Here is a 24,095-nt window from a genome sequence, read left to right as displayed (position 1 = left end):
TCATCTGTATTTTTATTGTAACACTAATAGCCGTATTTACCTACTTTTAACTTCTGTAAAACATAATTGTCTTTCCGCTATAACTATCATAGTTGGCCTAATTTGTGGTATAATAAAGCGAAATAACTATGTTAGTGGCAGTGTAGTTTACTGCGATCATATGATGAGGATATCGATGAAAGTTGTATTAAGTACTTTAAATTCAAAATTTATACATTCGTCCTTGGCACTGCGTTATTTGCGTGCCTATGGGCGCACCCGTGGACAGGCATATGATATAGTGGAATACACTATTAATATGCCTGTTTTGGATATTATTAGCGATTTAACCGAGCATGAAGCGGATGTAGTTGGCTTTGCTTGTTATATTTGGAATATTGATATGACCCTTCATGTGGCATCTTTGATAAAAGCCGTCAAACCAAAGGTAAAAATCGTATTAGGTGGTCCAGAAGTTTCCTATACGGCTCGACGCATATTAGAGGCGCACTCGTATATTGATTACATTGTACAAGGTGAAGGGGAGGAAGTATTCGCTGAATTAGTGGCTCGCCTTGAAGCCAACCAATCTCCGTTTGAACCTGAAATTACGGGTCTACTAGGACGTGAGACTAGTGACGACCTTCATATCTTAGCTTCTAATAATTCAGCATTGACTATGACTGCTGATAGAGGCGTAACAAAAATTAAGGGCTCTGAAACGATAGCTGAAGTCGCTGATTTAGGGAGTATTCCTTTTCCTTATGATGAATCTGATATGGTGGATTTAGAGCATAAAATCATCTATTATGAATCGTCACGCGGTTGTCCATTCTCTTGCCAATATTGCTTGTCAGGCAATGCGAATACAGTGCGCTTCTTTCCACAAGAGCGGACCTTTCAAGAACTTCAATGGTTTGTGGATCATAAGGTAAAACAAGTTAAATTTGTAGACCGTACCTTTAATTGTGCGAAGCATCATCACTTACCACTGATGCAGTGGATGCATGATGTTGATACAAATACAAATTTCCATTTAGAAATGGAGCCTGTTCTTATGGGGGCTGAAGAAGTAGCTTTGTTAAGCACCGCTCCTAAAGGACGCATGCAGATAGAAGTGGGCGTACAAAGTACGAATGCTGATACATTAAAGGCAATTCGTCGGTATAATGATTGGGGGCATATTTGTGAAGTCATTGCACCAGTCATTAAAGCTGGACGTACGCATGTACATATGGATTTAATTGTAGGCTTACCTCATGAGCCGTATGAACGGTTTGCTCAATCCTTTAATGATGTATTTAGTTTAACGCCCCATGCTTTGCAAATAGGCTTTTTAAAGCTGTTACAAGGGTCTGGATTAGAGCGTAGTGATGAGTTTCACTATGTGTATGATCCAAAAGCGCCGTATGAAGTATTGGCAAGTCATGTGATGCCTTATGAGGACATACGCTTTTTAAAACATTTTGAAGATGTATTTGAACGTTTTTATAATAGTGAGCGTTTACGGACTGTATTTGGTTATTTAGGCCAGCGCCTTATTAAGGAAAAAGCAAGCGCTTTTCATTATTTTGAAACGTTGACTAAGGCCTGGTTACAACAGGGTTTGCATCAGCGCAAATTGAATGATCGCGACCAAATGGCATTTTTACATGCCTATTTTAAAGCACAAGGCGATGTGATTAGCCAAGAGTTATTGGAATATGATTGCTTAGTCAGCTTTGGTGGTAAAGTGCGCGGTGATGAATTAGGCTTGCCAAAACAAACGAAAGAATTACTGCAAGCTGGTGAAGCGTTTTGGCGTGATGAAGCCTTGGTACGTAAGTATATACCGACATATCGCTTTGTAGAATGGCGACGTATTCGTCAAGATTATTGTGAGCATACAGTAACCTTAGGAACGGCTCACATTTTAGGCGCTATTACAGAGGAGTCAATGTCTGCTTATGAAAAAGCGGGGCTCTCCAAAGTGACCTTAATTATAGATGTAAAACAACGGCAAACGCCGTTTGTAAGACCGGAGGTAGTAGCTAGTTAATGAGTGATACAACGAAACCTAAACGGTATCGACCAATATCTACATTTTTGAAAGAAAAATATGGTGAAAAAGTATATAAATTACCGGTAGCTTTGCCTTTAACTTGTCCAAATCGTGATGGTTCAGCGGGCGTGGGTGGTTGTGTATTCTGTGGTGAAATTGGAGCTGGTTATGAAAATTTGCCAGCTTCTATGACAGTTCAGGAGCAACTCGTTAAAAATATTGCCCACATTGCGCCCAAATATAAGGCGTATAAATATATTCCCTATTATCAGAACTTTAGCAATACTTATTTAGAACCAGAGCGTTTTAGAGCCTATATGGAAGCAGGTTGTATTGATAGTACCGTAGGGTTGGCTATAGCTACACGACCAGATTGTATTAATGATACCTATTTAGAGATTCTACAAGATATTAAAGAGACCTATGGTGTTGATATATATTTAGAATACGGCTTGCAATCGGTCAATTATCATACTTTAGAAAAAATAAATCGTGGTCATGGCATGGCTGAATTTATTGATGCCGTGTTGCGCACTAAACGCTATGGTTTTAGCGTGTGCGCCCATATGATTGTTAATTTGCCGTGGGATACCATGACTGATACGGTAGAAGGAGCTCGCATGCTAACCGCCCTCGGGGTGGATCAGGTGAAACTGCATGCGCTGTATATTGTCAAAAACACACTTATGGCAAAGTGGTATGAAGAAGGGCAGTTTACTTTGATTAGTGCTGATGAATATATTGAGCGAGTCATTGCCTTTTTACGCAATCTAGATGAACAGATTGTATTGCAGCGCTTAGTAGGTCGAGCTCCAGAAGAAAATACCTTGTTTACTAATTGGTCCATGGGCTGGTGGCGTATTCAAGAAGAAATAGAACGACGCATGGAAGAACGGGATGTGCGTCAGGGTGATTTGTGTAATTACTTAAATGGCTCAGCGGTACGCAAATTTTTAAAGTAAAGGAGTAGTGTATGACGGAACGAACATTTACGTTTCCTCGGTATGAAATGGCAGGTCCTATTTTAGGCTTGCAAGAGCGTCATTTAAAAATTATGGTAGAAGAGTTACCTTGCCAAGTGGTGAGTCGTGGCGATACGTTACAACTGAAAGGTGAGGACGAGATTGTCAATCAATTTTGGCGTGTACTCGAAGAATTAGTCTTCCTTTATAATGAAAGTAGCGCTATTACGGAACAGCAAATTCGTATGGCCGTTAAAATGGTGAAGAGTGGTAAAGCCGATTTATTGCATACCATGTTTGAAGACACCATTAATGTGACGATTAAAGGGCGCATGATTACCCCTAAAACTGAAGGGCAGAAAGTGTATGTCGATAGTATTCGCCGTAATACGATTACCTTTGGCATCGGTCCTGCTGGTACGGGTAAAACCTTCTTGGCTGTAGCATTAGCTGCTTTTTATCTGAAGAATCGTGATGTAGAGCGCATTATTTTAACACGGCCTGCAGTAGAAGCGGGTGAGAAACTTGGCTATTTACCAGGGGACTTGAAAGAGAAAGTAGATCCTTATTTACGTCCTTTATATGATGCGCTTAATGACATGTTTGGGTTAGAGCAAGTGGATCGTTTCATGATGAAAGGTATCATTGAAGTAGCCCCTCTTGCGTATATGCGTGGGCGTACCTTAGAAAACGCTTTTATTATCCTTGATGAAGCTCAGAATACGACACCAGAACAGATGAAAATGTTCTTAACCCGTTTAGGTAATAATTCTAAAATGGTTATTAATGGGGACCGCACTCAAATTGATTTGCCTGGTCGTATGATTTCCGGTCTAATTGAAGCGGAAAAAGTATTAAAAGGCTTAGCGGGTATTTCCATGGTGCATTTTACCGATGAAGATGTAGTGCGTCATGATTTGGTAAGTAAGATTATTCGTGCTTATGAGCGTTATGAAGGCTTGAAATCGAGTCGTGATATTGCTAAAGAAGCGGTTAAAGCAATGAATAAAGAGACAAACGAGTAATGATTGTGAACAAGGGGACCTTGATGATTTAATTACTTAATATAGTGAGGCAAGACAGTATAAAGGAGTATGTATTGTGGACGTAACAATTAGTTATGCAGAAGGCATGAAGACTGAAGCCACTTATGAAGAGATTATTCAAAAAGTATGTGCAGAAGTAAGTAAGGTATACGGCCTTAGTGAGGAAGAAGAATTAAGTGTATTATTGTGCGATAATGCGTATATTCATCAATTAAATAAAACCTATCGTGGCATAGATCGGCCTACGGATGTATTGTCCTTTGCCCTTAATGAAGGGGCAGAAGATGATGGTGAAGCGGAATCACATTTGCTGGGCGATTTAATTATTTCCTTAGAACGAACGGCTGAACAAGCTAAGGAATATGGACACCCTTTTGAACGGGAACTAGCGTATTTAACGGTTCATGGGTGTTTGCATATTTTAGGCTATGATCACATGACTGACGAGGATAAAAAAGAAATGCGTCAGGAAGAAGAATTTGTACTAGGTAATTTAGGTTATGTGCGGGAGGATGCACCATATAATGAATAAAGATACACATTTTAAATCGGGCTTTGTAGCTGTAGTAGGTCGCCCTAATGTGGGCAAATCGACGCTCATTAATGCACTCATTGGCGATAAGATTGTCATCGTTTCAGACAAAGCGCAGACAACGCGTAATCGCATTGTTTGTGTATATATGGATGAAAAAAAGCAAATCGTATTTATGGATACACCAGGGATTCATAAGCCAAAGCATAAATTGGGCGAATTTATGGTAAAAGCAGCGGTGGATTCTTTAAAAGAAGTGGAAGCGGTGTTATTTTTAGTAGCAGGCAATGAAAAACGTGGCCCTGGTGATAATTTTATTATTGAGCAGCTTAAAAATGTGAATGTGCCTGTATTCTTAGTTATCAATAAAATAGACACCTTATCGAAAGAAGAAATCTTAGAAGTCATTGTAGAATATCAGAATCTATATCCTTTTGAAGGCATTATCCCTATTTCAGCTCTTGAAAAAGATAATATTCAAGAAGTGTTGCAGGTCTTGGAGCAGGTGTTGCCAGAAGGGCCACAGTACTTCCCCGAAGATATGATTACGGATCAGCCAGAACGGTTGATTATTGCTGATATTGTGCGTGAAAAGATTCTACTTAAAACGCGAGAAGAAATTCCTCATGCCATTGCGGTGGATGTAGATGAAATGAAACAACGACCTGATGGGACAACCTATATCCGTGCAACTATCTATTGCGAACGGGACTCCCAAAAGGGTATAATAATCGGTAAAAAAGGAAGTATGCTTCGTGAATTGGGTGCCGAAGCGCGTACTGATGTGGAACGCTTATTGGCTACCAAAGTCTATCTTGATTTATGGGTAAAAGTGAAGAAAGACTGGCGCAATAAGTCAGGCATGCTCTCTGAATTTGGTTATGAATAATAGAAAGGACTGATTGGTATCGATACCCCCCTTGAGGCTAGCTTATTAATAATTGGGCTAGCCGTACTCTGCCTCTTAATGATTAATATTTTAGTATTAGCTAAATTTTCCTTTGCTCGCCTTAGTGAAGAGCATCTGGATGATATGGAAGATTTAAGTGAAGAAGCTAAAACTTTTTTGCGTAAATTATATCAACGACCAGAGCGCTTTATTAATACGACACAATTTTTAATTTTATTTTTTATTGTTTTATTAGCTAGTGTAGGTAGTTCGTTAATTGCGCCTTATATTGATTTGTGGGAACAGCAATTAGGCTTAGATAATGAATGGCTTACGAGCCTCTTTGATATTATTATATTGGCTCTTTTTGCTTTAATTATCTTAACTTTTGGCGAGATTATTCCTAAAGCATTAGGTTTATCGTTTCCCATCCGTTATGTGCGCTGGACTTCTAAATTTGTAGTGGCCTTAGGGGCTATTACGACACCGTTTGTATTAGTAGCACAATATGTGAGCGCTATTTTACTGAAAAGTTTTGGCACACTTTATAAAAATGAGCTAGATTTAGTTCATACAGAAGAAGAAATACGCATGATGGTTAACCGTAGCCACTTGGAAGGGCAACTGGATCAGGTGGAAGGGGAACTAATTGATAATGTATTCGACTTTGTAGAACGCATGGCTCGTGAGGTTATGATTCCGCGTCAAGATGTGGATTGTATCTTTGTAGAAGATGATTTTGAAGATACCTTGAAGAGTATTTCGGCTACCAGTCACACACGCTATCCTCTTTGTATGGAAGATAAGGATCATGTTATTGGTTTAGTTCACATTAAAGATTTAATGGAACAAAAAGAAAAAGCCCGTAAAGATTTGCGCTTAGTGCGTCGTGATATTTTAACTATCCCAGAAGTTATGAAACTATCCGTATTATTGCAATATATGCGTACACGCCGTATTTATCAGGCTGTAGTAGTCGATGAGTATGGTGGTATGGTGGGGCTAGTCTGCTTAGAGGATATTATTGAAGAATTAGTCGGCGATATTAAAGATGAGCATGAAACTGATTTACCAGCAGTTATGATTAATGACGATGGTACTTTTGATTTTGATGGTAAAGTCTTGGTAGATGAAGTGGAATATGCTATGCATGTAGATTTCCATGATCCAGAAGAAGATACTATCGGTGGTTATATCTTTGGTATTTTAGAACGAACGCCGGTGGTAGGCGATACGGTAGAAGTGGAAGGTTATATTTTCAAAGTTACGGAAATGCAAGGCTATCGTATTGCTCGGTTAAAAGCTACGCCAGCACCACCTAAAGAAGAAGTGGCAGCGGCTGAGGATGAGCCCACATGAGCGAGCCCAGATTAACCATTAATTGTGAAGCCATTGTACTCTATCGTCGAAAGCGTAAAACCTATTCAATTGTTACGCTTTTGACGAAACAAAGAGGCCTTATTAGTTGTTCTATACCGCAACGACGGTGGCAAACTTTAAAGAATGTAGGCTATTTACAACCTTTTAGTAAAGTATATATTACGCTCAGTCCTAATGGTGAATATTATGATTTGCAGCAAATCGATGGCGTATATTTAATACGGGCCATTGAAAGTGACTTAGATAGTATTTGCTATGCTTCGTTTGGAGGCGAATTAATTAGTACTGCGTTTGCTCAGGAAGAATTAGATTTGGGTTTATATGAGTTGGTAGAGCGCTTTTCTAAGCTTATCCAGACTAAACCTGTGCCATTAGCGGTCATTTTATTAGGCTGGCAATTATTGAGCATAGCTGGCTTTGTGCCGGCGCCTAAGGCGTATAAACAAGCTCATGGGGTAGACCGTTTTGTAGCTGAGTTTACTGGTAGTACGGGATTTAACCTGTCTAGGCAAGCACAGGCGGCATTAGGTGAGGTTTTAAACTATAATTGGGATCCGCAGTTAGTCGTGCAATTGCCTCGTTCTTTGTGGTTGGAATTAGAACGCGGTTTATTTGCCTATGCTACGGTACAATTAGGGCAAGAATTAAGTTCGTTACGTTTTTTACGTGACATGCAAGCTAAAGCGTTTTAAGAAAAGTTAGAATAGAGAATTCTTGGTTCTTGACGTTTTTTAGTTGACAATATAAACGGGACTTGGTATTGTAACATAAGTTATAGTCCGCAACGGATAATAGTTTAGGAGGAATGGACATGACATTTCAAGAGATAATTTTGAATCTCCAAAAATTTTGGGCAGAGCAAGGCTGTATTTTGCAACAGCCATATGATATTGAAAAAGGGGCTGGTACGATGAATCCAGCGACCTTTTTACATGCAATTGGGCCAGAACCTTGGGCCGTTTGTTATGTAGAACCGTCTCGTCGTCCTGCTGATGGCCGTTATGGGGACAATCCAAACCGTTTATTTCAACATCATCAATTTCAAGTTATTATTAAACCATCCCCAGATAATATTCAAGAATTATATTTGAAAAGTTTAGAAACCTTGGGTATTCATCCAGAAGACCATGACATTCGTTTTGTAGAAGACAACTGGGAATCGCCAACGTTAGGTGCTTGGGGCCTTGGTTGGGAAGTATGGCTTGATGGTATGGAAGTTACTCAGTTTACTTATTTCCAACAAGTAGGGAGTATTGATGTAAAACCTGTGTCTGTTGAAATTACGTATGGCTTAGAACGATTAGCTATGTACATTCAAGGTGTAGAAAATGTGTACGATTTGAAATGGAATGACACTATTACTTATGGTGATATTTGGCATTTAAATGAAGTAGAACAGTCTGCGTATAACTTTGAGTTAGCTGACACTGATATGTTATTTACTTTATTTGATATGTATGAAAAAGAAGCAAAACGCATTTGTGGTGAAGGGTATATTTTACCAGCCTATGATTATGTTTTAAAATGCTCTCATACATTTAACTTATTAGATTCCCGTGGGGCCATTAGTATTAGTGAACGTACCGCCTTCATTGGCCGTGTACGTAATTTAGCGCGTATTTGTGCGCAAGCATATTTGGCAAAACGTGAAGAATTAGGATTCCCTCTGTTGAAAGGAGATAAGTAATATGGCAAAAGATGTATTATTTGAAATTGGCGCTGAAGAAATTCCTGCCGGCGCTATGCCAGGCATTTTAGCCCAGCTTAAAACTTTAGCAGAGAATAAACTAGCAGATCATCATTTAACCTATGCTAACTTACGCACCTTAGGTACACCACGTCGTATTACTTTGTTAGTAGATGGTGTGGCGGATATGTCCGAAGAATTGAGCGAACGTCATAAGGGTCCTTCTGCTAGTATCGCCTTTGATGGTGATGGCAATCCGACTAAAGCAGCTATAGGCTTTGCTCGTGGTAAAGGCCTTGATGTAGCTGATTTAGTAGTAGAAGATGGCTATATTTACGGGGAAACTAAAACGGCTGGCGTAGCAGCGATGGATATTTTTACAGAAATATTGCCTCAACTAATTCATGATTTGAGTTTTCCTAAATCCATGCATTGGGGCAATTTAGATGATAAATTCATTCGTCCTGTTCGTTGGATTTTAGCCTTATTAGATACGGAAGTAATTCCTGTAGAATTTGCAGGTGTGCGATCTTCTAATTTCAGTCGTGGTCATCGTTTCTTAGGGGAACGAGGCGTATTGGTACAGCATCCAGCCGATTATATTAAAAATTTAGAAGCTAACTTTGTCATTGTTGATCAAGATGTTCGTCGTGACATGATTACTAAACAATTAAAAGAATTGGCTGCTACTAAAGAAGCTACCATTGTATGGGATGAAGATTTACTAGAAGAAGTATTGTACTTAGTAGAATATCCAACAGCTCTTTGTGGTACTTTTGATGAAAGTTATTTGAACTTACCTGATGCCGCTGTTATAACGCCAATGAAAGACCATCAGCGTTATTTCCCATTAGTAACAAAAGAAGGCAAATTATTGCCTATGTTCTTGACCGTTCGTAATGGGGATGCTAAGAGTCTTGACGTGGTGGCGGCTGGTAATGAACGAGTATTACGTGCTCGTCTTGATGATGCTAAGTTCTTCTTTAATGAAGACCGTAAAAAATCCTTAGCTGATCGTTCGGAAGGCTTAACGAAAATTGTATTCCAAGAAGGCCTTGGCAATTTAGCAGATAAAACAGAACGTTTATTGGCATTGGGTGAAGAATTTGGCGAGGCTTGTGGCCTTGGCGAAGATGCTATGGTTGAACTTGAACGGGCAACCGTGCTTGCCAAGACTGATTTAACAACTGGCATGGTGACCGAATTTACCGAATTACAAGGGGTCATTGGTAAAGAATATGCATTGCTTGATGGGGAATCGGCCGAAGTAGCGGAAGCCATTTTTGAACAATATTTACCGCGTTTTGCTGGCGATATGCTACCAAAAACACCAGCTGGTAAAGTGTTGAGTATTATTGACAAAGTAGATAATATTGTAGCTACCTTTAGTCGTGGATTAATTCCAACAGGTTCGCAAGATCCATTTGCCCTTCGTCGTCAAACGATTGGTGTTCTTAATACTCTTAGTGAAAGTGCTCTTGATGTGTCCTTAGAACCTTTATGGCGTAAAGATTTAGCCTTACTTGGGGTAGCAGAGGCTAAACATGATGAAATCGTGGCACAATTGACTAACTTCTTTATTCTTCGCTTGAAAAATATTTACTTAGATCGTCAAATTCCACATGATGTGATTGAATTAGTTTTATCTAATGCTGATGTAACCGTGGCTAAGGCGGATGGCCTTGCCAAAGCCATTATGAATCATCGCATTGATGAAAATGTTGAATTAGTACAGGCTTTTACACGTATGTACAATCTTGTAAAAGATACAAACTATACAGCAGTAGATGAAGTATTATTTGAAGATGAAGCTGAAACAGCGTTATTCAAAGCGGCTATTAATGCTTATGAAGCGTCACAGACTGCGTTAGAAGCTAAGGATTATGCTAAAGTAGTATCTTTACCAGAAACGTTAGTACCAGCTATTAATAATTTCTTTGAAGCTGTTATGGTTATGGCTGAAGATCCAGCGGTGAAAGCTAATCGTTTACAATTAGTACGTTTGGCGTATGAAGTAATGGCTGTTATTGGTAATATTAGCGCTTTAAAATAAAAATGAAAATAACACTTGCTATTATGGCATAGGATGTGCTAAAATAGTAACGTTAATTTGAGATAGTCCGCTGCCTATGAGGTATGGGTAAGAATGTCTACAATAAGGAGGAAATAAAAGTGAACATTATTAACGTACTTGAGCAAGAACAACTTCGTGCAGACATTCCTGCATTCCGCGCTGGTGACACCGTTCGTGTACACGTAAAGGTTGTCGAAGGTAGCCGTGAACGTATCCAGGTTTTTGAAGGCTTGGTTATCAACCGTCAGGGTGGTAGCGTTCGTGAAACTTTCACTGTTCGTCGTATTGCTTCTGGTGTGGGTGTAGAACGTACATTCCCACTTCACAGCCCACGTTTGGCTAAAATCGAAGTTATGCGTCGTGGTGTTGTTCGTCGTGCTAAATTGTACTACTTACGTAATCTCACTGGTAAAGCTGCGCGTATTCGCGAAAAACGCTAATTACAAAGATAGAGGGCTGCCTATGGCAGCCCTTTATTTTTTGCTATAATGAAAGTATGATGGGTGTTAGTAGGCAGGTAAAATTTTACCAGTTAATTACTCAATTAGTTATTATTTTGTTTTTAATATAGCAGTAAGAATTAGGGTAAGAATAAGGGTAAGAATAACGTTAAGAATGGCGGTAAGAAGGGTTTTAAATTAATTTTTGTAACAAAATACACGAATTGCATAATTTTTATTTTTAACCTAAAAATATATAAATTTTTGATTTTTAAAGTTAAATTCTATAATTAATAGAGTACATATAATTAGACTACCAATATATAAGTAATATAGGTGCTCAATTTGTATGTATATGAATTGGGCAAAGTCAAATGATAGGAGGCGCAAGCATGGCAGATACGAAACAAGATATATTTCCAGTAGTACATTGGTTCCCTGGTCATATGGCTAAGGCAACGCGCATGATTAAGGAATATGTGAAGAAAGTTGACGTGGTCATTGAATTATTGGATGCTCGTATTCCTAGGAGTAGTGCCAATCCAGTAATCAGTGAGGTGGTTGGTGAGAAGCCTCATATTATTGTATTAAATAAAGCAGACTTAGCTGATCCTAAAGCAACGAAAGCTTGGACTGAGTATTTTACCGCGCAAGGTGCTACAGTGTTAGCGATTGACTCTAAATCTGGCAAGGGCAACAAGCAATTAGTAAAAGCAGTAGAGCGTTTGTCTCAACCTATTATTGACAAATGGTTGAAGAAAGGGATTCGTAGTCGATCAGTACGTACTATTATTTTAGGGATTCCTAATGTGGGTAAATCGACGCTCATTAATAAATTAGCCGGTGCGGCAGCAACTCGTACGGCTGATAAACCAGGTCATACGCGCGGTCAACAATGGGTTAAGATTGGTAAAAACTTAGAATTATTAGATACGCCTGGGGTTTTATGGCCTAAATTGGAAGATCAACGAGCAGCAGCACGTTTAGCTATGACGGGGGCTATATCAGATGATGTTTACGATTTAGAGTCCGTAATGAAACAATTATTGCGTCAAGTGAAGGAAGTTAATCCTGATTTATTGGCAGAACGCTATAAATTGAAACCAGAAGAATTAGCTGATACGGAACAATTATTAGAGTCCATTGGACGTCGTCGTGGTTGTTTAGTCAGCGGTGGCCTTGTTGATTTAGATAAGGCTCGTCGCATTGTATTGGCTGATTATCGCAATCAAAAATTAGGAAATTTAACCTTAGATGGGGTCGAGGAAGAACCTATTGTAATTGAGGATACCACTGAGCATGACGAAAAATGAGTTTGATCAATTAAAAGTAAAAGATATAAAAGCCTTGTTAGAATCCAATCAATTTGAATTTGATGCGCTCTTATGGGCTCAAGAAGATAGCCGTTCATCGGTTCGCAAATTAGCAGCGGCTTATGTAATGCGTCAGAAGAAAAAATTGCTGGAAGCACAACGGTTAGAAGCTTTATATACGTATGAGTCTAGCTTTTATGAAGAAGGTATTTATGAAGTGGCAGGTGTTGATGAAGTAGGGCGAGGTCCTATTGCTGGGCCTGTTACTGTGGCTGCCGTTATTTTACCGCCTCATACGCATATTGAGGGCCTTAATGACTCTAAGAAAATTGCACCTCATAAACGAGAGCTTATTTATGAGGAAATTATGGCACAAGCAGTGGCGGTTAGCTGTATTTCCTATAGCCCTGAAAAGATTGATGAGCTTAATATTTATCGTGCCACACGAGAGGCCATGTATGAAGCTATTCGTACGTTAAAAGTGCCGGCTAAAGCTGTGCTAGTGGATGCGATGCCTTTGCCAGAGTTAGCCATTCCTGTAGAGTCATTAGTTAAAGGGGATATGAAAAGTGCCTCTATTGCAGCGGCCTCAATTATTGCTAAGGTAACACGGGATCGCTATATGGAGTCTTTAGAAGCGGAGTATCCGGGGTATGGCTTTGCTATTCATAAGGGGTATTATACACCGCTTCATCGAGAAGCTTTAGAGCAACAAGGCATAACACCGCTTCATCGTAAAAGTTTTGAACCTATTAAAAGCATGGTAGGCTTTACCTATCCAGACACAAATAAATAAGGAACTATGAACCAGTCCGGTAGGGCTGGTTTTTTATATTGTTAATTAAGTATTTTTTAGAGGCATAATTAGAGGTATAATTAGAGGTATTTTTAGGGGATAATTAAATAAGTTTTTTAGGGGCATAGTTGAACGAATTACTATTTAATTTGTATAAAAATACAAATTAAATTAGAACCAATAAATTCTATTTGTCAAGTTAATAAAGCTTAATGAGCTGATGTTAACATGATTTATTGAATTGTATTGACTTTACATAATGAAATGAAACTGCTATCGTAAATACTTGAAAAGGTATATTTACACATTTATTGGATAGGGGCGTATAGGGTGACAAATTTAGAATTGGGACAGTTTGGGGAAGATGTAGCAGTAGCCTATTTATTAGAACAAGATTATGTATTGCTAGGACGTAATATTCGTACGCGGTGCGGGGAAATTGATATTATTATGAAAGATGGATCTACTTTAGTTGCTATAGAAGTAAAGACAAGACGTAGTCAGCAATATGGTTTACCTTGCGAAGCTGTTAATTCTGCTAAACAGCGTCACATTAGACAAAGTATGACTCTTTATATGGCACAAAATGAAGTTAGTCATGAGTTCGTTCGTTTTGATGTAGTAGAAGTGTATGTAGTGGCTGATACAGTGCAACATATACGTCATTTAAAAGGCTGTTTTTAAATAAGAGGGGTGTTAGGATGTATGCGAAGACTAAGGGCATAGTCCTTATGGGATTGGATAGTGAAATTATTACTGTAGAAGTAGATATTGCCGCTGGTTTGCCTTGCTTTGAGATTGTAGGTTTACCCACAGCGGCTGTGCGTGAAGCCAAAGAAAGGGTACGGGCAGCTATTCGCAACGCAGGCTTTGAATTTCCTATGAGGCGTATTGTTATCAATTTAGCACCAGCCGATATTCGTAAAGATGGTTCTGGCTTAGATTTAGCCATGGCTATGGGCATTTTATTGGCAGCCCATGCTTTTAAGCTAAAAAAAGTAGAAGCCCAGCGTTTCATAGAAGAATCTTTGTTTATAGGAGAATTATCCTTAGAAGGGTATATAAAAGGTGTTAACGGAGGCCTTGCTATGGCTATGGGCGCACGTGCCAAAGGGGTGACTACCTTATATACGGCGCCTAGCATGGGGTGTGAAATAAAAAGTGGCTTTGACGGTGAAGTTGTTATTGCTAACACCTTGGCGGATTTAGTGAATATGGTAACGGGTCGAGTGCCTAGAGCGTTTGCTGTCAAAGGGGTTGTAAGTAATGAAGCTAGCAGGGCCTTGCCAGATTTTAAAGACGTACAAGGGCAAGTAATTGCTAAAAAAGCATTAGAGATTGCAGCGGCTGGTGGTCATCATGTGTTATTATCTGGGTCACCTGGTGCTGGTAAAACGATGTTAGCTCGTGCTATGCCCTCCATTTTACCGCCCTTGACAGACGAAGAACAATTGACGATTAGTCAAATTTATAGCGTAGCTGGATTGTTACCTGCTACTGGTTTAGTTCAGCATAGACCGTTTCGTAGTCCTCATCATACTATAACACTAGCCGGTATGGCTGGTGGCGGTTCTGTGCCTAAACCAGGGGAATTAACTTTAAGTCATGGTGGTGTTTTATTCCTAGATGAAGCCCCTGAGTTTTCACGTTCGGTCCTAGAAGTCTTGCGTCAACCTTTAGAAGAAGGGCTTATTCATATTGCTAGAGCACGTGGGAATTATGCCTTTCCTTGTCGTTTTATTTTACTAATGGCTATGAATCCATGTCCCTGTGGCTGGTATCATAGCGGTGATGGGCATATCTGTACTTGCACACCGTGGCAACGGGAAAATTATAGGCGTCGTTTATCGGGGCCCTTGTTAGATCGGCTAGATATGGTAATAGAAGTGGCTCGGCCAAAGTATGAGGAATTTTGTGGTCATACAAAACAGGAAACGTCTGCTACTATACGTGAGCGAGTTATTCAAGCTAGACAATTTCAGGCTTGGCGCTTACAACAAAAAGGAATTATTGAAACCGTGTTAAACAGTGAATTAACACACGCTCAATTAATAGCTACTTGCGAATTAAGTAGTATGGCAGAAGCTATGTTGGCCCAAGTATTCCAGCGATTGCAAGTGAGCATACGCAGTTATGACAAGATTTTACGCGTTGCTAGGACAATTGCTGATTTAAAGGAGTCAACTACTATACAAGCTGATTATGTAGCCGAGGCATTGAGTTATCGTATGAATTAAGGGAGTTAACGTATGAATTAAAAGTGTTACCGGATGAATTAAGGGAATATTAAAAGTGTTACCGAATGAATTAAGGGGCGTTATTATGGAAACAGATACATTATTGTTAGCCGCATTAGGTTCCTTACCTAATGTGGGGAGTGTAACGTTAAAAAGTGTATTGACCTATTATAAAACAGCGAACAAGGTATGGGAGGTTGTGCAAAGAGATAAAGCACTGGCTCCAGAGCTTGAAGTAGCCAATCGCTATAAGCAAGCACTCGTAAAAGGAATTTTAGAAACAGATTTAGAAGCACTAGCTAAGCGAATGGAACGTTATCATATGGGGGTTATTGGCGTAGCTGATGAGCGGTATCCTAAGCAGTTAAAAGAAATTTTCAATCCGCCACAGGTTTTATTTTATCGGGGAAATAGTAAGCTATTAGAAAATCCTAGGCAAATTGCCATGGTAGGGGCGCGAAATTGTACGCCCTATGGCCGTAATGTGGCTAATGTATTTGCGGCTCAATTAGTGAATTATGGTATTACCATTGTCAGTGGTGGTGCACGAGGGATAGATTCATATGCGCATGAAGGAGCTTTAAAAGGAAACGGTACAACCATAGCGGTTATGGGCTGTGGACTTGATCATTGCTATCCGCGTGGCAATGCTAAATTATTTCATACCATTGAAGAATCGGGGGGCCTTTTATTGTCAGAATTCGGTCCTGGTATGGCGCCTAGGGCTGGCAATTTTCCTATGCGCAATCGCATTATCAGTGGCATTGCAAAGGCCGTTATTGTAGTAGAAGCGAAAGCCAGCAGCGGATCCTTAATTACAGCGGATATGGCTAATAATGAAGGGCGTGACGTATATACAGTGCCTGGTAATGTTTTAACTGATGATTTTGTAGGTAATCATTGGCTATTAGAACAAGGGGCTAATCTACTTACTAAAGCGGAACAATTGCCAAATCAGTATGGTTGGGAACCGAAAGATTTAGATATATTACAAAAAAATGGGTAGCCATAACGGCATGGGTGTGTTAAGCTTTAGTTTGGAGGAGCGAAAGATTTTAGAATCATTATCAAATGCGGAGGAGACCTCTTTGGAAACTTTGGCAATGACGACAAATCTTTCAGAGGGAGCGCTTCATTTAAGCTTATTGTCTTTAGAACTTAAGCAGTGTATTGAGCGTACGCCTTCAAAGGGATATATAATATTGGAATACGGGAGGAATCAGTTTGTCCATTAAACGTTCCATTGTAATAGGTGAAAAAGAAGCGACAAAGTCGACGGCGAAAAAAGAAGAACGGCGCCTAGAAGGCAAAGTAGCTGTTTCAGCTAAAGGCAAAGCTAAGCCAGTTATGCAGGCTGTAGGGGATTTAGCTAAAACTATGCCGCCACGTACGTTTAAACCAGATGGCAAAACCTTAGTCATTGTGGAATCACCAGCAAAATCAAAGACAATAGAAAAATTTTTAGGCCCTGATTATGTTGTTAAAGCAAGTATGGGTCATTTGCGGGACTTACCAAAAAGTCAATTAGGCATTGACATAGAAAATGGCTTTGTACCGCGTTATGCGAATTTAACGACTCGCAAAAAGTTAATTGAAGAATTACAAGCCGATGCGGATGAATCAAAGGCTATTTTATTGGCTACTGACCCGGATAGAGAAGGGGAAGCTATCTCCTGGCATTTGGCGTATATTCTGAATGTTGATGAAGCATCTAAATGTCGTATTACTTTTAATGAAATAACAAAGCATGCAGTAGCAGAAGCCATTGCTGCACCGCGTACAATTGATAAAAATATGGTAGATGCGCAACAAGCACGTCGTATGCTTGACCGCATTGTAGGTTATAAATTGAGTCCTTTATTGTGGAAAAAAGTATGTAAGGGGCTTAGTGCAGGCCGTGTGCAATCGGTAGCCGTTCGCCTTATTTGTGAACGGGAACGGGAAATTCAAGCCTTTATTCCTGAAGAATATTGGTCCATTGAAGGTCAATATGAAACGGAGTATAAAGAAAGTTTTACAGCTGAGTTAACTCATAAAGGAGAGGATAAGATTGCTATTGCTGATGAAGCAACGGCGATGGCCATTCAAGCGGAGTTAGCTAAGCAAAAAGCTGAGGTAATTAGCGTTGATCGTCGTAAACGGTCACGTAAAGCACCAGCGCCATTTACAACATCTACTTTACAACAAGAAGGGGTGCGTAAACTAAATTTTGGGGCTAAACGGACGATGATGATTGCCCAACATTTATATGAAGGTCTTGAAATTGGTGGGTATGGTCATGTTGGTTTGATTACCTATATGCGTACAGATTCGACTCGAATTGCCCAAGAAATGCAAAGTGCCGCCAAGGACTATATCATTAGTCATTTTGGACAAGCGTACTATCCGTCTAAACCTAATGTGTTTGGTACTAAAGAAAGCAGTCAAGATGCTCATGAAGCGATTCGCCCCACAAGCTTAGAATTGCCACCTAAGATGGTTGAACCATTTTTAAGTCGTGATGAGTTAAAACTGTATACCTTAATTTGGAATCGTTTTATGGCAAGTCAAATGGCGCCACAACAGTCGGAAATTGTAACGGCTCAATTGGCATCAGGCGAATATACCTTGCGTGCATCGGGTAGTAAAGTAATCTTTAAAGGCTTTACTGAAGTGTATGAAGATACGAAAAAAGAAGGGGAAGAGGCAAAACTCATTCCTATTATGGAAGCCGGTCAAGTTGTTACGAATACGGCTATTGATCCGCAACAACACTTTACGCAGCCACCACCACGGTATTCAGAAGCTAGTTTAATTAAAACCCTAGAAGAACGAGGCATTGGCCGTCCAAGTACGTATGCGCCGATTATCGACACGATTATGACGCGTAATTACGTAGAAAAGCAAGATAAGCAATTTATTCCTACTGAACTTGGCTTTGTAGTGGTAGATTTCTTAATTGCTCATTTTGAAAAATTTATTAATGTAGATTTTACCGTTCATTTGGAAAAAGATTTAGATGAAATTGCTAGTGGCGAAGAAACGTATCAAGATGTATTGGATGAATTCTATACGGTGTTTGCCAAAGAATTAGAAGAAGCTAATGAAGTGGATCGCGTTAAAATTGCTGATGAAGCTAGTGATGAAGTGTGCGATCTTTGTGGCAGTCCTATGGTCTATAAATTCGGTCGTTTTGGCCGTTTCTTAGCATGCTCTAATTTCCCTGAATGTAAAAATACTAAACCAATTACAGTTAGCACAGGCGTTACTTGTCCTAAGTGTAAGGAAGGGACTATCGTAGAGCGTAAATCTAAACGGGGCCGTATTTTCTATGGCTGTGATCGCTATCCAGCTTGTGATTTTACCCTTTGGAATAAGCCCATTAATGAAACTTGTGAAACCTGTGGTAGCATAATGACCGAAAAGACATATAAGAATGGAACCACGAAGAAGTTTTGCTCCAATGAAAACTGTCCAACTCAGCCGAAAAAACGTACCCGCAAAAAGAAAACAGAGGACGTTACAACTGAAACTGAAGTAGTCGTAAAGGCAGAAACAGAGTCAGCGACTGAGGCCGAGATGAAAGTTAAAGAAACTGCTACAAAAGATAAAACAACAAAAACAAAAGAGACTAAAACAAAAGCGACTAAAACAAAAACAACGAAATCAAAAACAAAAAAAGCTTCTAATACGGAAGCATAATATAAAGGAGGCTATTGTGACTACATCGAAAGTGACTATTATTGGTGCAGGGTTGGCCGGCTCGGAAGCAGCTTGGCAATTAGCGAAACGCAACATTCCTGTTACCTTATACGAAATGCGGCCACAACGAACTTCGCCGGCCCACCATACGGAGCAATTTGCTGAATTAGTATGTAGTAATTCGTTGCGTGCTGGCAATATTGAAAATGCAGTAGGTCTTCTGAAAGAAGAAATGCGTCAATTGGATTCTATTATTATGACTTGTGCTGATGCTACAGCAGTACCGGCAGGTAGCGCCTTAGCCGTTGATCGTCATTTATTTAGCCAAATGGTGACGGACAAGTTGACGAATCATCCTTTAATTACCGTTATTCGTGAAGAAGTAACGGAATTACCAACGGAAGGAATCGTTATTGTTGCCGCTGGCCCATTGATGTCTGAGGCTTTGGCGGAACAAGTGAAAGCTAAAACAGGTACTGGTGATTTCTATTTCTATGATGCAGCAGCCCCTATCGTCACGGCAGAGTCATTAAATTATGATAAAGTATTTGCAGCATCTCGTTATGATAAAGGGGATGCAGATTATTTAAATTGCCCTATGACGGAAGAAGAATATATTGCTTTTTGGAATGCTTTGACTACTGCTGAGGTAGCTGAATTAAAGGAATTCGAAAAGGAACAATACTTTGAAGGATGTATGCCGGTAGAAATTATGGCAGCCCGTGGTATTGACACTTTGCGCTATGGGCCACTAAAACCAGTTGGTTTAGTAGATAAACGAACGGGTACTGAGTCCTATGCGGTTGTGCAATTGCGCAAAGAAAATAAAGAAGCTACCATGTTTAACTTGGTAGGCTTTCAAACTCACTTAAAATGGGGCGAGCAAAAGCGTGTCTTTTCTATGATTCCTGGTTTAGAAAAGGCAGAATTTGTTCGCTATGGTGTTATGCATCGTAATACCTATATTAATTCGCCTACATTATTGAATGAATTTTTCCAATTAAAAGCGGATAATCGTTTATTCTTTGCTGGTCAAATGACTGGCGTAGAAGGCTATTTAGAATCGGCTGCATCTGGCCTTATGGCAGGCATTCAGGTAAGTCAATTATTGTCAACTAAAGACTTTATTAGCTTCCCAAGAACGACTGCTTTAGGCGGCTTAAGTCACTATATTAGTGAGTATGAAGGGTCAGACTTCCAACCAATGAATATTAACTTTGGTATCATGGAGTCTTGGCCTGCCAAGGTTCGTAAAAAGAAAGAAAAAAATGCTCTCATTGCACAGCGTGCTTTAGAGACATTAGCCACACTGAAGGAGGAATATTTAGGATGAGTGTAGAATTTCATGCTACTACTATATGCGCTGTTAAACGCAATGATGCTATCGCTATTGCTGGTGATGGTCAGGTTACTATGGGGCAGAGCGTAGTTATGAAGAATACGGCCCAGAAGGTGCGCCGTCTATACAATGGCAAAGTTATTTCTGGGTTTGCTGGATCTGTAGCAGATGCCTTCACTTTATTTGATAAATTTGAAGCTAAATTGAATCAGTATAATGGGCAATTAGTGCGCAGTGCGGTAGAGCTCGCTAAAGAATGGCGGAGTGATAAAATGCTTCGTAATTTAGAGGCCTTATTATTAGTATCTGATGGTAAAACTATATTATTAGTATCTGGTAATGGCGAAGTTATTGAGCCTGATGATGGCATTTGTGCTATTGGTTCAGGTGGTAATTATGCCTTAGCAGCAGCTCGTGCTTTAGCGAGCAACACAGATTTAAGTGCTCGTGAAATTGCTGAAAAGGCGCTACATATTGCGGCTGATATTTGTGTGTACACCAATCACAATGTCATTGTAGAAGAACTTAAGTAAGATATATTGGAGGATATGAATGGATAGTAACAATTTTACACCTCGCCAGATTGTGGCTGAGTTAGATAAATATGTTATTGGACAAAAAGAAGCTAAAAAAATGGTGGCCATTGCTTTACGTAATCGTTGGCGTGCCAAACAGTTGCCCGAAGATGTGCGTGAAGAATATACGCCTAAGAATATTTTGTTAATTGGTCCTACAGGGGTTGGTAAAACGGAACTAGCTCGCCGTATGGCTAAGTTGGTGAAAGCACCTTTTGTTAAAGTAGAAGCTACTAAATTCACCGAAGTAGGTTATGTAGGGCGTGATGTAGATCAGATGATTCGTGATCTAGTAGAGAACGCTGTGCGCATGGTTAAAGAAGAAATGATGGAAGGACAGCAAGAGAAAGCGGAAGAACTAGCAAATAAACGATTATTGCAAATTCTTTGGCCAAAAAAGGAAAATGAAACGTCTAAGAAAATGACGAATCCTTTAGAAATGCTCTTTGCAAATCCAGAAGAAAACAAAGAAGAAGCTAAAGAGGAATCAGAAGCACCTGAAATGTCTGAAAAACGGACACAGTTCTTTGAACAGTTAAAAAATGGCCTCATGGATAGTCGTGAAATTGAAATTGAAGTGGAAGAACAGGCAAAAGCTTTTGCTATGCCATTGAATGGCTCACCGGACAGCATGGGCACTGATATTTCTGAAATGTTTGGTAATTTATTGCCAAAGAAAAAGAAAAAACGACATACTACGGTAGGACAAGCCCGTAAAATCTTCATCCAAGAAGAAGCACAAAAATTATTGGATATGGATGCAGTGAATGACAAAGCTGTTCAATTAACGGAACAAGAAGGCATAGTGTTCATTGATGAATTTGATAAAATTGCTGCTCGTAATGGGCAATCAGGTCCTGACGTATCTCGTGAAGGGGTGCAACGTGATATTTTACCTATCGTTGAAGGAGCTACGGTAAATACAAAATATGGTCCTATTAAGACAGAACATATTTTATTCATCGCAGCAGGGGCGTTCCATGTATCAAAACCATCCGATTTGATTCCTGAATTACAAGGTCGTTTCCCAATTCGCGTAGAATTAAATAGCTTAACACAGGAAGATTTCAAAGAAATCTTAACAACACCACAACAAGCCTTATTAAAACAGTATCATATGTTGTTAAAAGCGGATAAAGTAACCATTCACTTTAAAGAAGAAGCCATTGATAAAATTGCCGAATTGGCATATCGTGTTAACAACGAAACGGAAGATATTGGGGCTCGTCGTTTGCATACAATTTTAGAAAAATTACTACAAGATATTTCCTTTAATGCACCACCAGCTGAAGAAGTGGATGTTACTATTACGGCTGAAATGGTGGAAGAGCGATTGGGCACAATTGTACAAGACGTAGATTTATCTAATTATATTTTATAGTTGGGTAAGACTATATAGCTTTTACAGCTAATGAATAAAAGCAATCAGTTATATCCTAATGTGTTTACAATACATTAGGGCGACTGATTGCTTTTTGTTTATTTATTATAGTAATTCATCCATAATATGGCGATTCTTTTTTAGGGTATTCATAAAGAAGGGAACGGCGGCTTCTTCATCTTTAATAGGAATATTAACACGGTTTTTAGGAAGTTCCCAATGGAATTGACTCATGTTAGTAGTAAAACTAGAAAGATTAGAGGCCGCTACTAAGGCATTAAAGGTGGCATTGTCAATTTAGTATTGACTTAGAGTTAGCTTCAAGGCGTAAGCTAATAGTAAGTCCTGAGTAAGACAGGATGAAAAGAAGGATTAAAGGGGGTATTTTGATGAATGTAAAACGTATTTTAGGCATTATTGTCTTAGTAGTCGTGGCGATTGGGTTATTCGTATTTGATACATTGCCTAAAAATGGAGATGTAGCGGCTGCGACTGGTAGCAGTACAACAGAGGCTACGCAAAATGTAACCAATAGTGATTCGTTAGATGGTAAAAAAGTATTAGTTGTTTTCTTTTCTAGAACGAAAGGCTTATATGGTGGTGACACGCCAACGATTGGCAATACGCATCAAGTAGCTAATTATATTCAAGAAACTACTGGTGGTGATACATATGAAATTGTGCCAGCCAAAGAATATCCTACGAATTATAAAGAAACGTTAGAGGTAGCTAAAGCTGAACAAGCTAATAATGAACGCCCTGCTATTAAAAATCCTTTACCTAATGTGAAGGATTACGACATTGTATTTGTAGGTAGCCCTATTTGGTGGGGAGAGTATCCTATGATAGTTCGTACATTCTTAGATCAAGTTGATTTGAACGGGAAAGTAGTGATTCCATTTACTACCCATGAAGGGTCTGGGCTTGGTAATACAAAAGCACAATTAGAAGCTCAATATCCTAAGGCAAACGTTTTGGATGGTCTAGCTATTCGTGGCGGTGAAGCTAGCTCTACGACGGCTAAAGAAGAGGTGGTTAATTGGTTAACTAAAATAGGTATTATGAAATGAAATTAGCTCAGTATGGACAGATAATGTTAGTAGCCGTTTTACTTACGGCTGTATTAGGCTTACCACTACTAGTCTTGTTAAATCAAGGTCTGGTGGAAACATCTTATAATCTAATCAGTTATAATATAGCGATTTTAGCGTATGTAGCCTGGTTAATAGCGCTTGTATTAATGAGCGGTTTTAGCTATATAAATCAAATGACCTCGAAAATTTGGCCAGGTTTTAGTTTGCATTTACATCGCTTATTGGGGCCACTCAGTGTAGTGCTTGGTTTGATACACTATTGTATGAGCTTCTCTATGCATGAGGAGATTGTATATACAGGTATAAGTGGCGGTATCATTGTAGTAGGTGCGATGGTAAGTATGATGACGTTACGTCCTTCTAAGTTACGTCGATGGCTACATAGGGCCATTGTTCTTGGTATCTTACTTATTTGGCTACATGTTCATTTAATTGTGCGCGTAGCTAATGTGACGCCGTTTATTCTGGCCTTTGATGCTTATACACTCATTGCGTTAGCCATCTATATTGGTAAGCGATATATTAAGTAAGTGATATATAAAGTAAGCTGACATATATAAAGTAGGTCTTACATATAAAAATAGCTGTCATATATACAACGAGCTTACGTATATTCTCAACTATATACAAAAAAGCTGTAACAAAACAT

Annotated in this window: 22 protein-coding genes; all 22 read left to right on the top strand. The window is 39.3% G+C overall.

Translation table 11 applies throughout. The annotated features are described in order from the left end of the window. Positions 1–175: 175 nt before the first annotated feature. Positions 176–2,017, top strand: a complete 1,842-nt coding sequence (locus VER_RS07130) for a B12-binding domain-containing radical SAM protein (protein WP_162100174.1) — start codon at positions 176–178, stop codon at positions 2,015–2,017. Next, positions 2,017–2,982 (top strand): TIGR01212 family radical SAM protein, encoded by a 966-nt coding sequence (locus VER_RS07125; RefSeq protein WP_162100173.1) that lies wholly within the window; start codon positions 2,017–2,019, stop codon positions 2,980–2,982. The genes VER_RS07130 and VER_RS07125 overlap by 1 nt, the downstream gene beginning before the upstream one ends. Positions 2,983–2,993: 11 nt before the next feature. Then, a complete protein-coding gene (locus VER_RS07120; protein ID WP_162100172.1) occupies positions 2,994–4,007 on the top strand; it encodes a PhoH family protein in 1,014 nt (337 codons plus the stop codon). A 76-nt stretch (positions 4,008–4,083) separates the two neighbouring features. Then, positions 4,084–4,560 (top strand): rRNA maturation RNase YbeY, encoded by a 477-nt coding sequence (gene ybeY, locus VER_RS07115; protein ID WP_162100171.1) that lies wholly within the window; start codon positions 4,084–4,086, stop codon positions 4,558–4,560. Then, the gene (gene era, locus VER_RS07110; RefSeq protein WP_162100170.1) at positions 4,553–5,449 is read left to right on the top strand and encodes a GTPase Era; all 897 of its coding nucleotides are present in this window, start codon (positions 4,553–4,555) and stop codon (positions 5,447–5,449) included. Before ybeY ends, era begins: the two co-directional genes overlap by 8 nt. A gap of 9 nt (positions 5,450–5,458) precedes the next feature. Then, positions 5,459–6,808, top strand: a complete 1,350-nt coding sequence (locus VER_RS07105; RefSeq protein ID WP_370456475.1) for a hemolysin family protein — start codon at positions 5,459–5,461, stop codon at positions 6,806–6,808. Further along, complete coding sequence (gene recO / locus VER_RS07100) at positions 6,805–7,521, top strand: DNA repair protein RecO (RefSeq protein WP_162100168.1); 717 nt, start codon at positions 6,805–6,807, stop codon at positions 7,519–7,521. Before VER_RS07105 ends, recO begins: the two co-directional genes overlap by 4 nt. Before the next feature lie 119 nt (positions 7,522–7,640). Next, positions 7,641–8,516: a glycine--tRNA ligase subunit alpha gene (gene glyQ / locus VER_RS07095; protein ID WP_115309784.1), complete on the top strand. Its 876-nt coding sequence runs from the start codon at positions 7,641–7,643 to the stop codon at positions 8,514–8,516. 1 nt (position 8,517) lies between these two features. Continuing rightward, a complete protein-coding gene (glyS, locus tag VER_RS07090) occupies positions 8,518–10,569 on the top strand; it encodes a glycine--tRNA ligase subunit beta (protein WP_162100167.1) in 2,052 nt (683 codons plus the stop codon). A 119-nt stretch (positions 10,570–10,688) separates the two neighbouring features. Then, positions 10,689–11,030 (top strand): 50S ribosomal protein L19, encoded by a 342-nt coding sequence (rplS, locus tag VER_RS07085; protein ID WP_115309782.1) that lies wholly within the window; start codon positions 10,689–10,691, stop codon positions 11,028–11,030. A 392-nt stretch (positions 11,031–11,422) separates the two neighbouring features. Next, positions 11,423–12,343 carry a ribosome biogenesis GTPase YlqF gene (gene ylqF, locus VER_RS07080; RefSeq protein ID WP_162100166.1) on the top strand — a complete coding sequence of 307 codons (921 nt, stop codon included), beginning with the start codon at positions 11,423–11,425 and terminating at the stop codon, positions 12,341–12,343. Next, complete coding sequence (locus tag VER_RS07075) at positions 12,330–13,139, top strand: ribonuclease HII (RefSeq protein ID WP_162100165.1); 810 nt, start codon at positions 12,330–12,332, stop codon at positions 13,137–13,139. Before ylqF ends, VER_RS07075 begins: the two co-directional genes overlap by 14 nt. Positions 13,140–13,469: 330 nt before the next feature. Continuing rightward, complete coding sequence (locus VER_RS07070) at positions 13,470–13,823, top strand: YraN family protein (RefSeq protein WP_162100164.1); 354 nt, start codon at positions 13,470–13,472, stop codon at positions 13,821–13,823. 17 nt (positions 13,824–13,840) lie between these two features. Continuing rightward, entirely contained in the window at positions 13,841–15,376 is a 1,536-nt protein-coding gene (locus VER_RS07065; RefSeq protein ID WP_162100163.1) for a YifB family Mg chelatase-like AAA ATPase, read from the top strand. 85 nt (positions 15,377–15,461) lie between these two features. Further along, a complete protein-coding gene (gene dprA / locus VER_RS07060; protein WP_162100162.1) occupies positions 15,462–16,382 on the top strand; it encodes a DNA-processing protein DprA in 921 nt (306 codons plus the stop codon). After that, positions 16,375–16,611, top strand: a complete 237-nt coding sequence (locus VER_RS10535; protein WP_370456474.1) for a hypothetical protein — start codon at positions 16,375–16,377, stop codon at positions 16,609–16,611. Before dprA ends, VER_RS10535 begins: the two co-directional genes overlap by 8 nt. Continuing rightward, positions 16,601–19,057, top strand: coding sequence for a type I DNA topoisomerase (gene topA / locus VER_RS07050; protein WP_238390174.1), 2,457 nt, complete (start codon positions 16,601–16,603; stop codon positions 19,055–19,057). Before VER_RS10535 ends, topA begins: the two co-directional genes overlap by 11 nt. A gap of 16 nt (positions 19,058–19,073) precedes the next feature. Beyond that, positions 19,074–20,390, top strand: coding sequence for a methylenetetrahydrofolate--tRNA-(uracil(54)-C(5))-methyltransferase (FADH(2)-oxidizing) TrmFO (gene trmFO, locus VER_RS07045; RefSeq protein WP_162100160.1), 1,317 nt, complete (start codon positions 19,074–19,076; stop codon positions 20,388–20,390). Next, the gene (hslV, locus tag VER_RS07040; RefSeq protein ID WP_162100159.1) at positions 20,387–20,929 is read left to right on the top strand and encodes an ATP-dependent protease subunit HslV; all 543 of its coding nucleotides are present in this window, start codon (positions 20,387–20,389) and stop codon (positions 20,927–20,929) included. Before trmFO ends, hslV begins: the two co-directional genes overlap by 4 nt. Positions 20,930–20,948: 19 nt before the next feature. Further along, positions 20,949–22,352 carry an ATP-dependent protease ATPase subunit HslU gene (gene hslU / locus VER_RS07035; RefSeq protein WP_162100158.1) on the top strand — a complete coding sequence of 468 codons (1,404 nt, stop codon included), beginning with the start codon at positions 20,949–20,951 and terminating at the stop codon, positions 22,350–22,352. Positions 22,353–22,741: 389 nt separating this feature from the next. Next, a complete protein-coding gene (locus VER_RS07030; RefSeq protein ID WP_162100157.1) occupies positions 22,742–23,422 on the top strand; it encodes a flavodoxin in 681 nt (226 codons plus the stop codon). Further along, entirely contained in the window at positions 23,419–23,976 is a 558-nt protein-coding gene (locus tag VER_RS07025; protein ID WP_162100156.1) for a hypothetical protein, read from the top strand. Before VER_RS07030 ends, VER_RS07025 begins: the two co-directional genes overlap by 4 nt. Positions 23,977–24,095 lie beyond the last annotated feature (119 nt).

The sequence above is a fragment of the Veillonella sp. R32 genome, from assembly GCF_010093125.1.
In the GTDB taxonomy this organism is placed as follows: Bacteria; Bacillota; Negativicutes; order Veillonellales; family Veillonellaceae; genus Veillonella_A.
The sequence above is the reverse complement of the archived record's forward strand: the minus strand, read 5'-3'. Positions and strand labels throughout refer to the sequence as shown.

What these genes read in the sequence shown, in the direction of transcription:
- VER_RS07130 (WP_162100174.1), top strand. Translation starts at nt 176, where the DNA reads ATGAAAGTTGTATTAAGTACTTTAAATTCAAAATTTATACATTCGTCC.
- VER_RS07125 (WP_162100173.1), top strand. Translation starts at nt 2,017, where the DNA reads ATGAGTGATACAACGAAACCTAAACGGTATCGACCAATATCTACATTT.
- VER_RS07120 (WP_162100172.1), top strand. Translation starts at nt 2,994, where the DNA reads ATGACGGAACGAACATTTACGTTTCCTCGGTATGAAATGGCAGGTCCT.
- era (WP_162100170.1), top strand. Translation starts at nt 4,553, where the DNA reads ATGAATAAAGATACACATTTTAAATCGGGCTTTGTAGCTGTAGTAGGT.
- recO (WP_162100168.1), top strand. Translation starts at nt 6,805, where the DNA reads ATGAGCGAGCCCAGATTAACCATTAATTGTGAAGCCATTGTACTCTAT.
- glyQ (WP_115309784.1), top strand. Translation starts at nt 7,641, where the DNA reads ATGACATTTCAAGAGATAATTTTGAATCTCCAAAAATTTTGGGCAGAG.
- glyS (WP_162100167.1), top strand. Translation starts at nt 8,518, where the DNA reads ATGGCAAAAGATGTATTATTTGAAATTGGCGCTGAAGAAATTCCTGCC.
- ylqF (WP_162100166.1), top strand. Translation starts at nt 11,423, where the DNA reads ATGGCAGATACGAAACAAGATATATTTCCAGTAGTACATTGGTTCCCT.
- VER_RS07075 (WP_162100165.1), top strand. Translation starts at nt 12,330, where the DNA reads ATGACGAAAAATGAGTTTGATCAATTAAAAGTAAAAGATATAAAAGCC.
- VER_RS07065 (WP_162100163.1), top strand. Translation starts at nt 13,841, where the DNA reads ATGTATGCGAAGACTAAGGGCATAGTCCTTATGGGATTGGATAGTGAA.
- dprA (WP_162100162.1), top strand. Translation starts at nt 15,462, where the DNA reads ATGGAAACAGATACATTATTGTTAGCCGCATTAGGTTCCTTACCTAAT.
- VER_RS10535 (WP_370456474.1), top strand. Translation starts at nt 16,375, where the DNA reads ATGGGTAGCCATAACGGCATGGGTGTGTTAAGCTTTAGTTTGGAGGAG.
- hslV (WP_162100159.1), top strand. Translation starts at nt 20,387, where the DNA reads ATGAGTGTAGAATTTCATGCTACTACTATATGCGCTGTTAAACGCAAT.
- hslU (WP_162100158.1), top strand. Translation starts at nt 20,949, where the DNA reads ATGGATAGTAACAATTTTACACCTCGCCAGATTGTGGCTGAGTTAGAT.
- VER_RS07030 (WP_162100157.1), top strand. Translation starts at nt 22,742, where the DNA reads ATGAATGTAAAACGTATTTTAGGCATTATTGTCTTAGTAGTCGTGGCG.
- VER_RS07025 (WP_162100156.1), top strand. Translation starts at nt 23,419, where the DNA reads ATGAAATTAGCTCAGTATGGACAGATAATGTTAGTAGCCGTTTTACTT.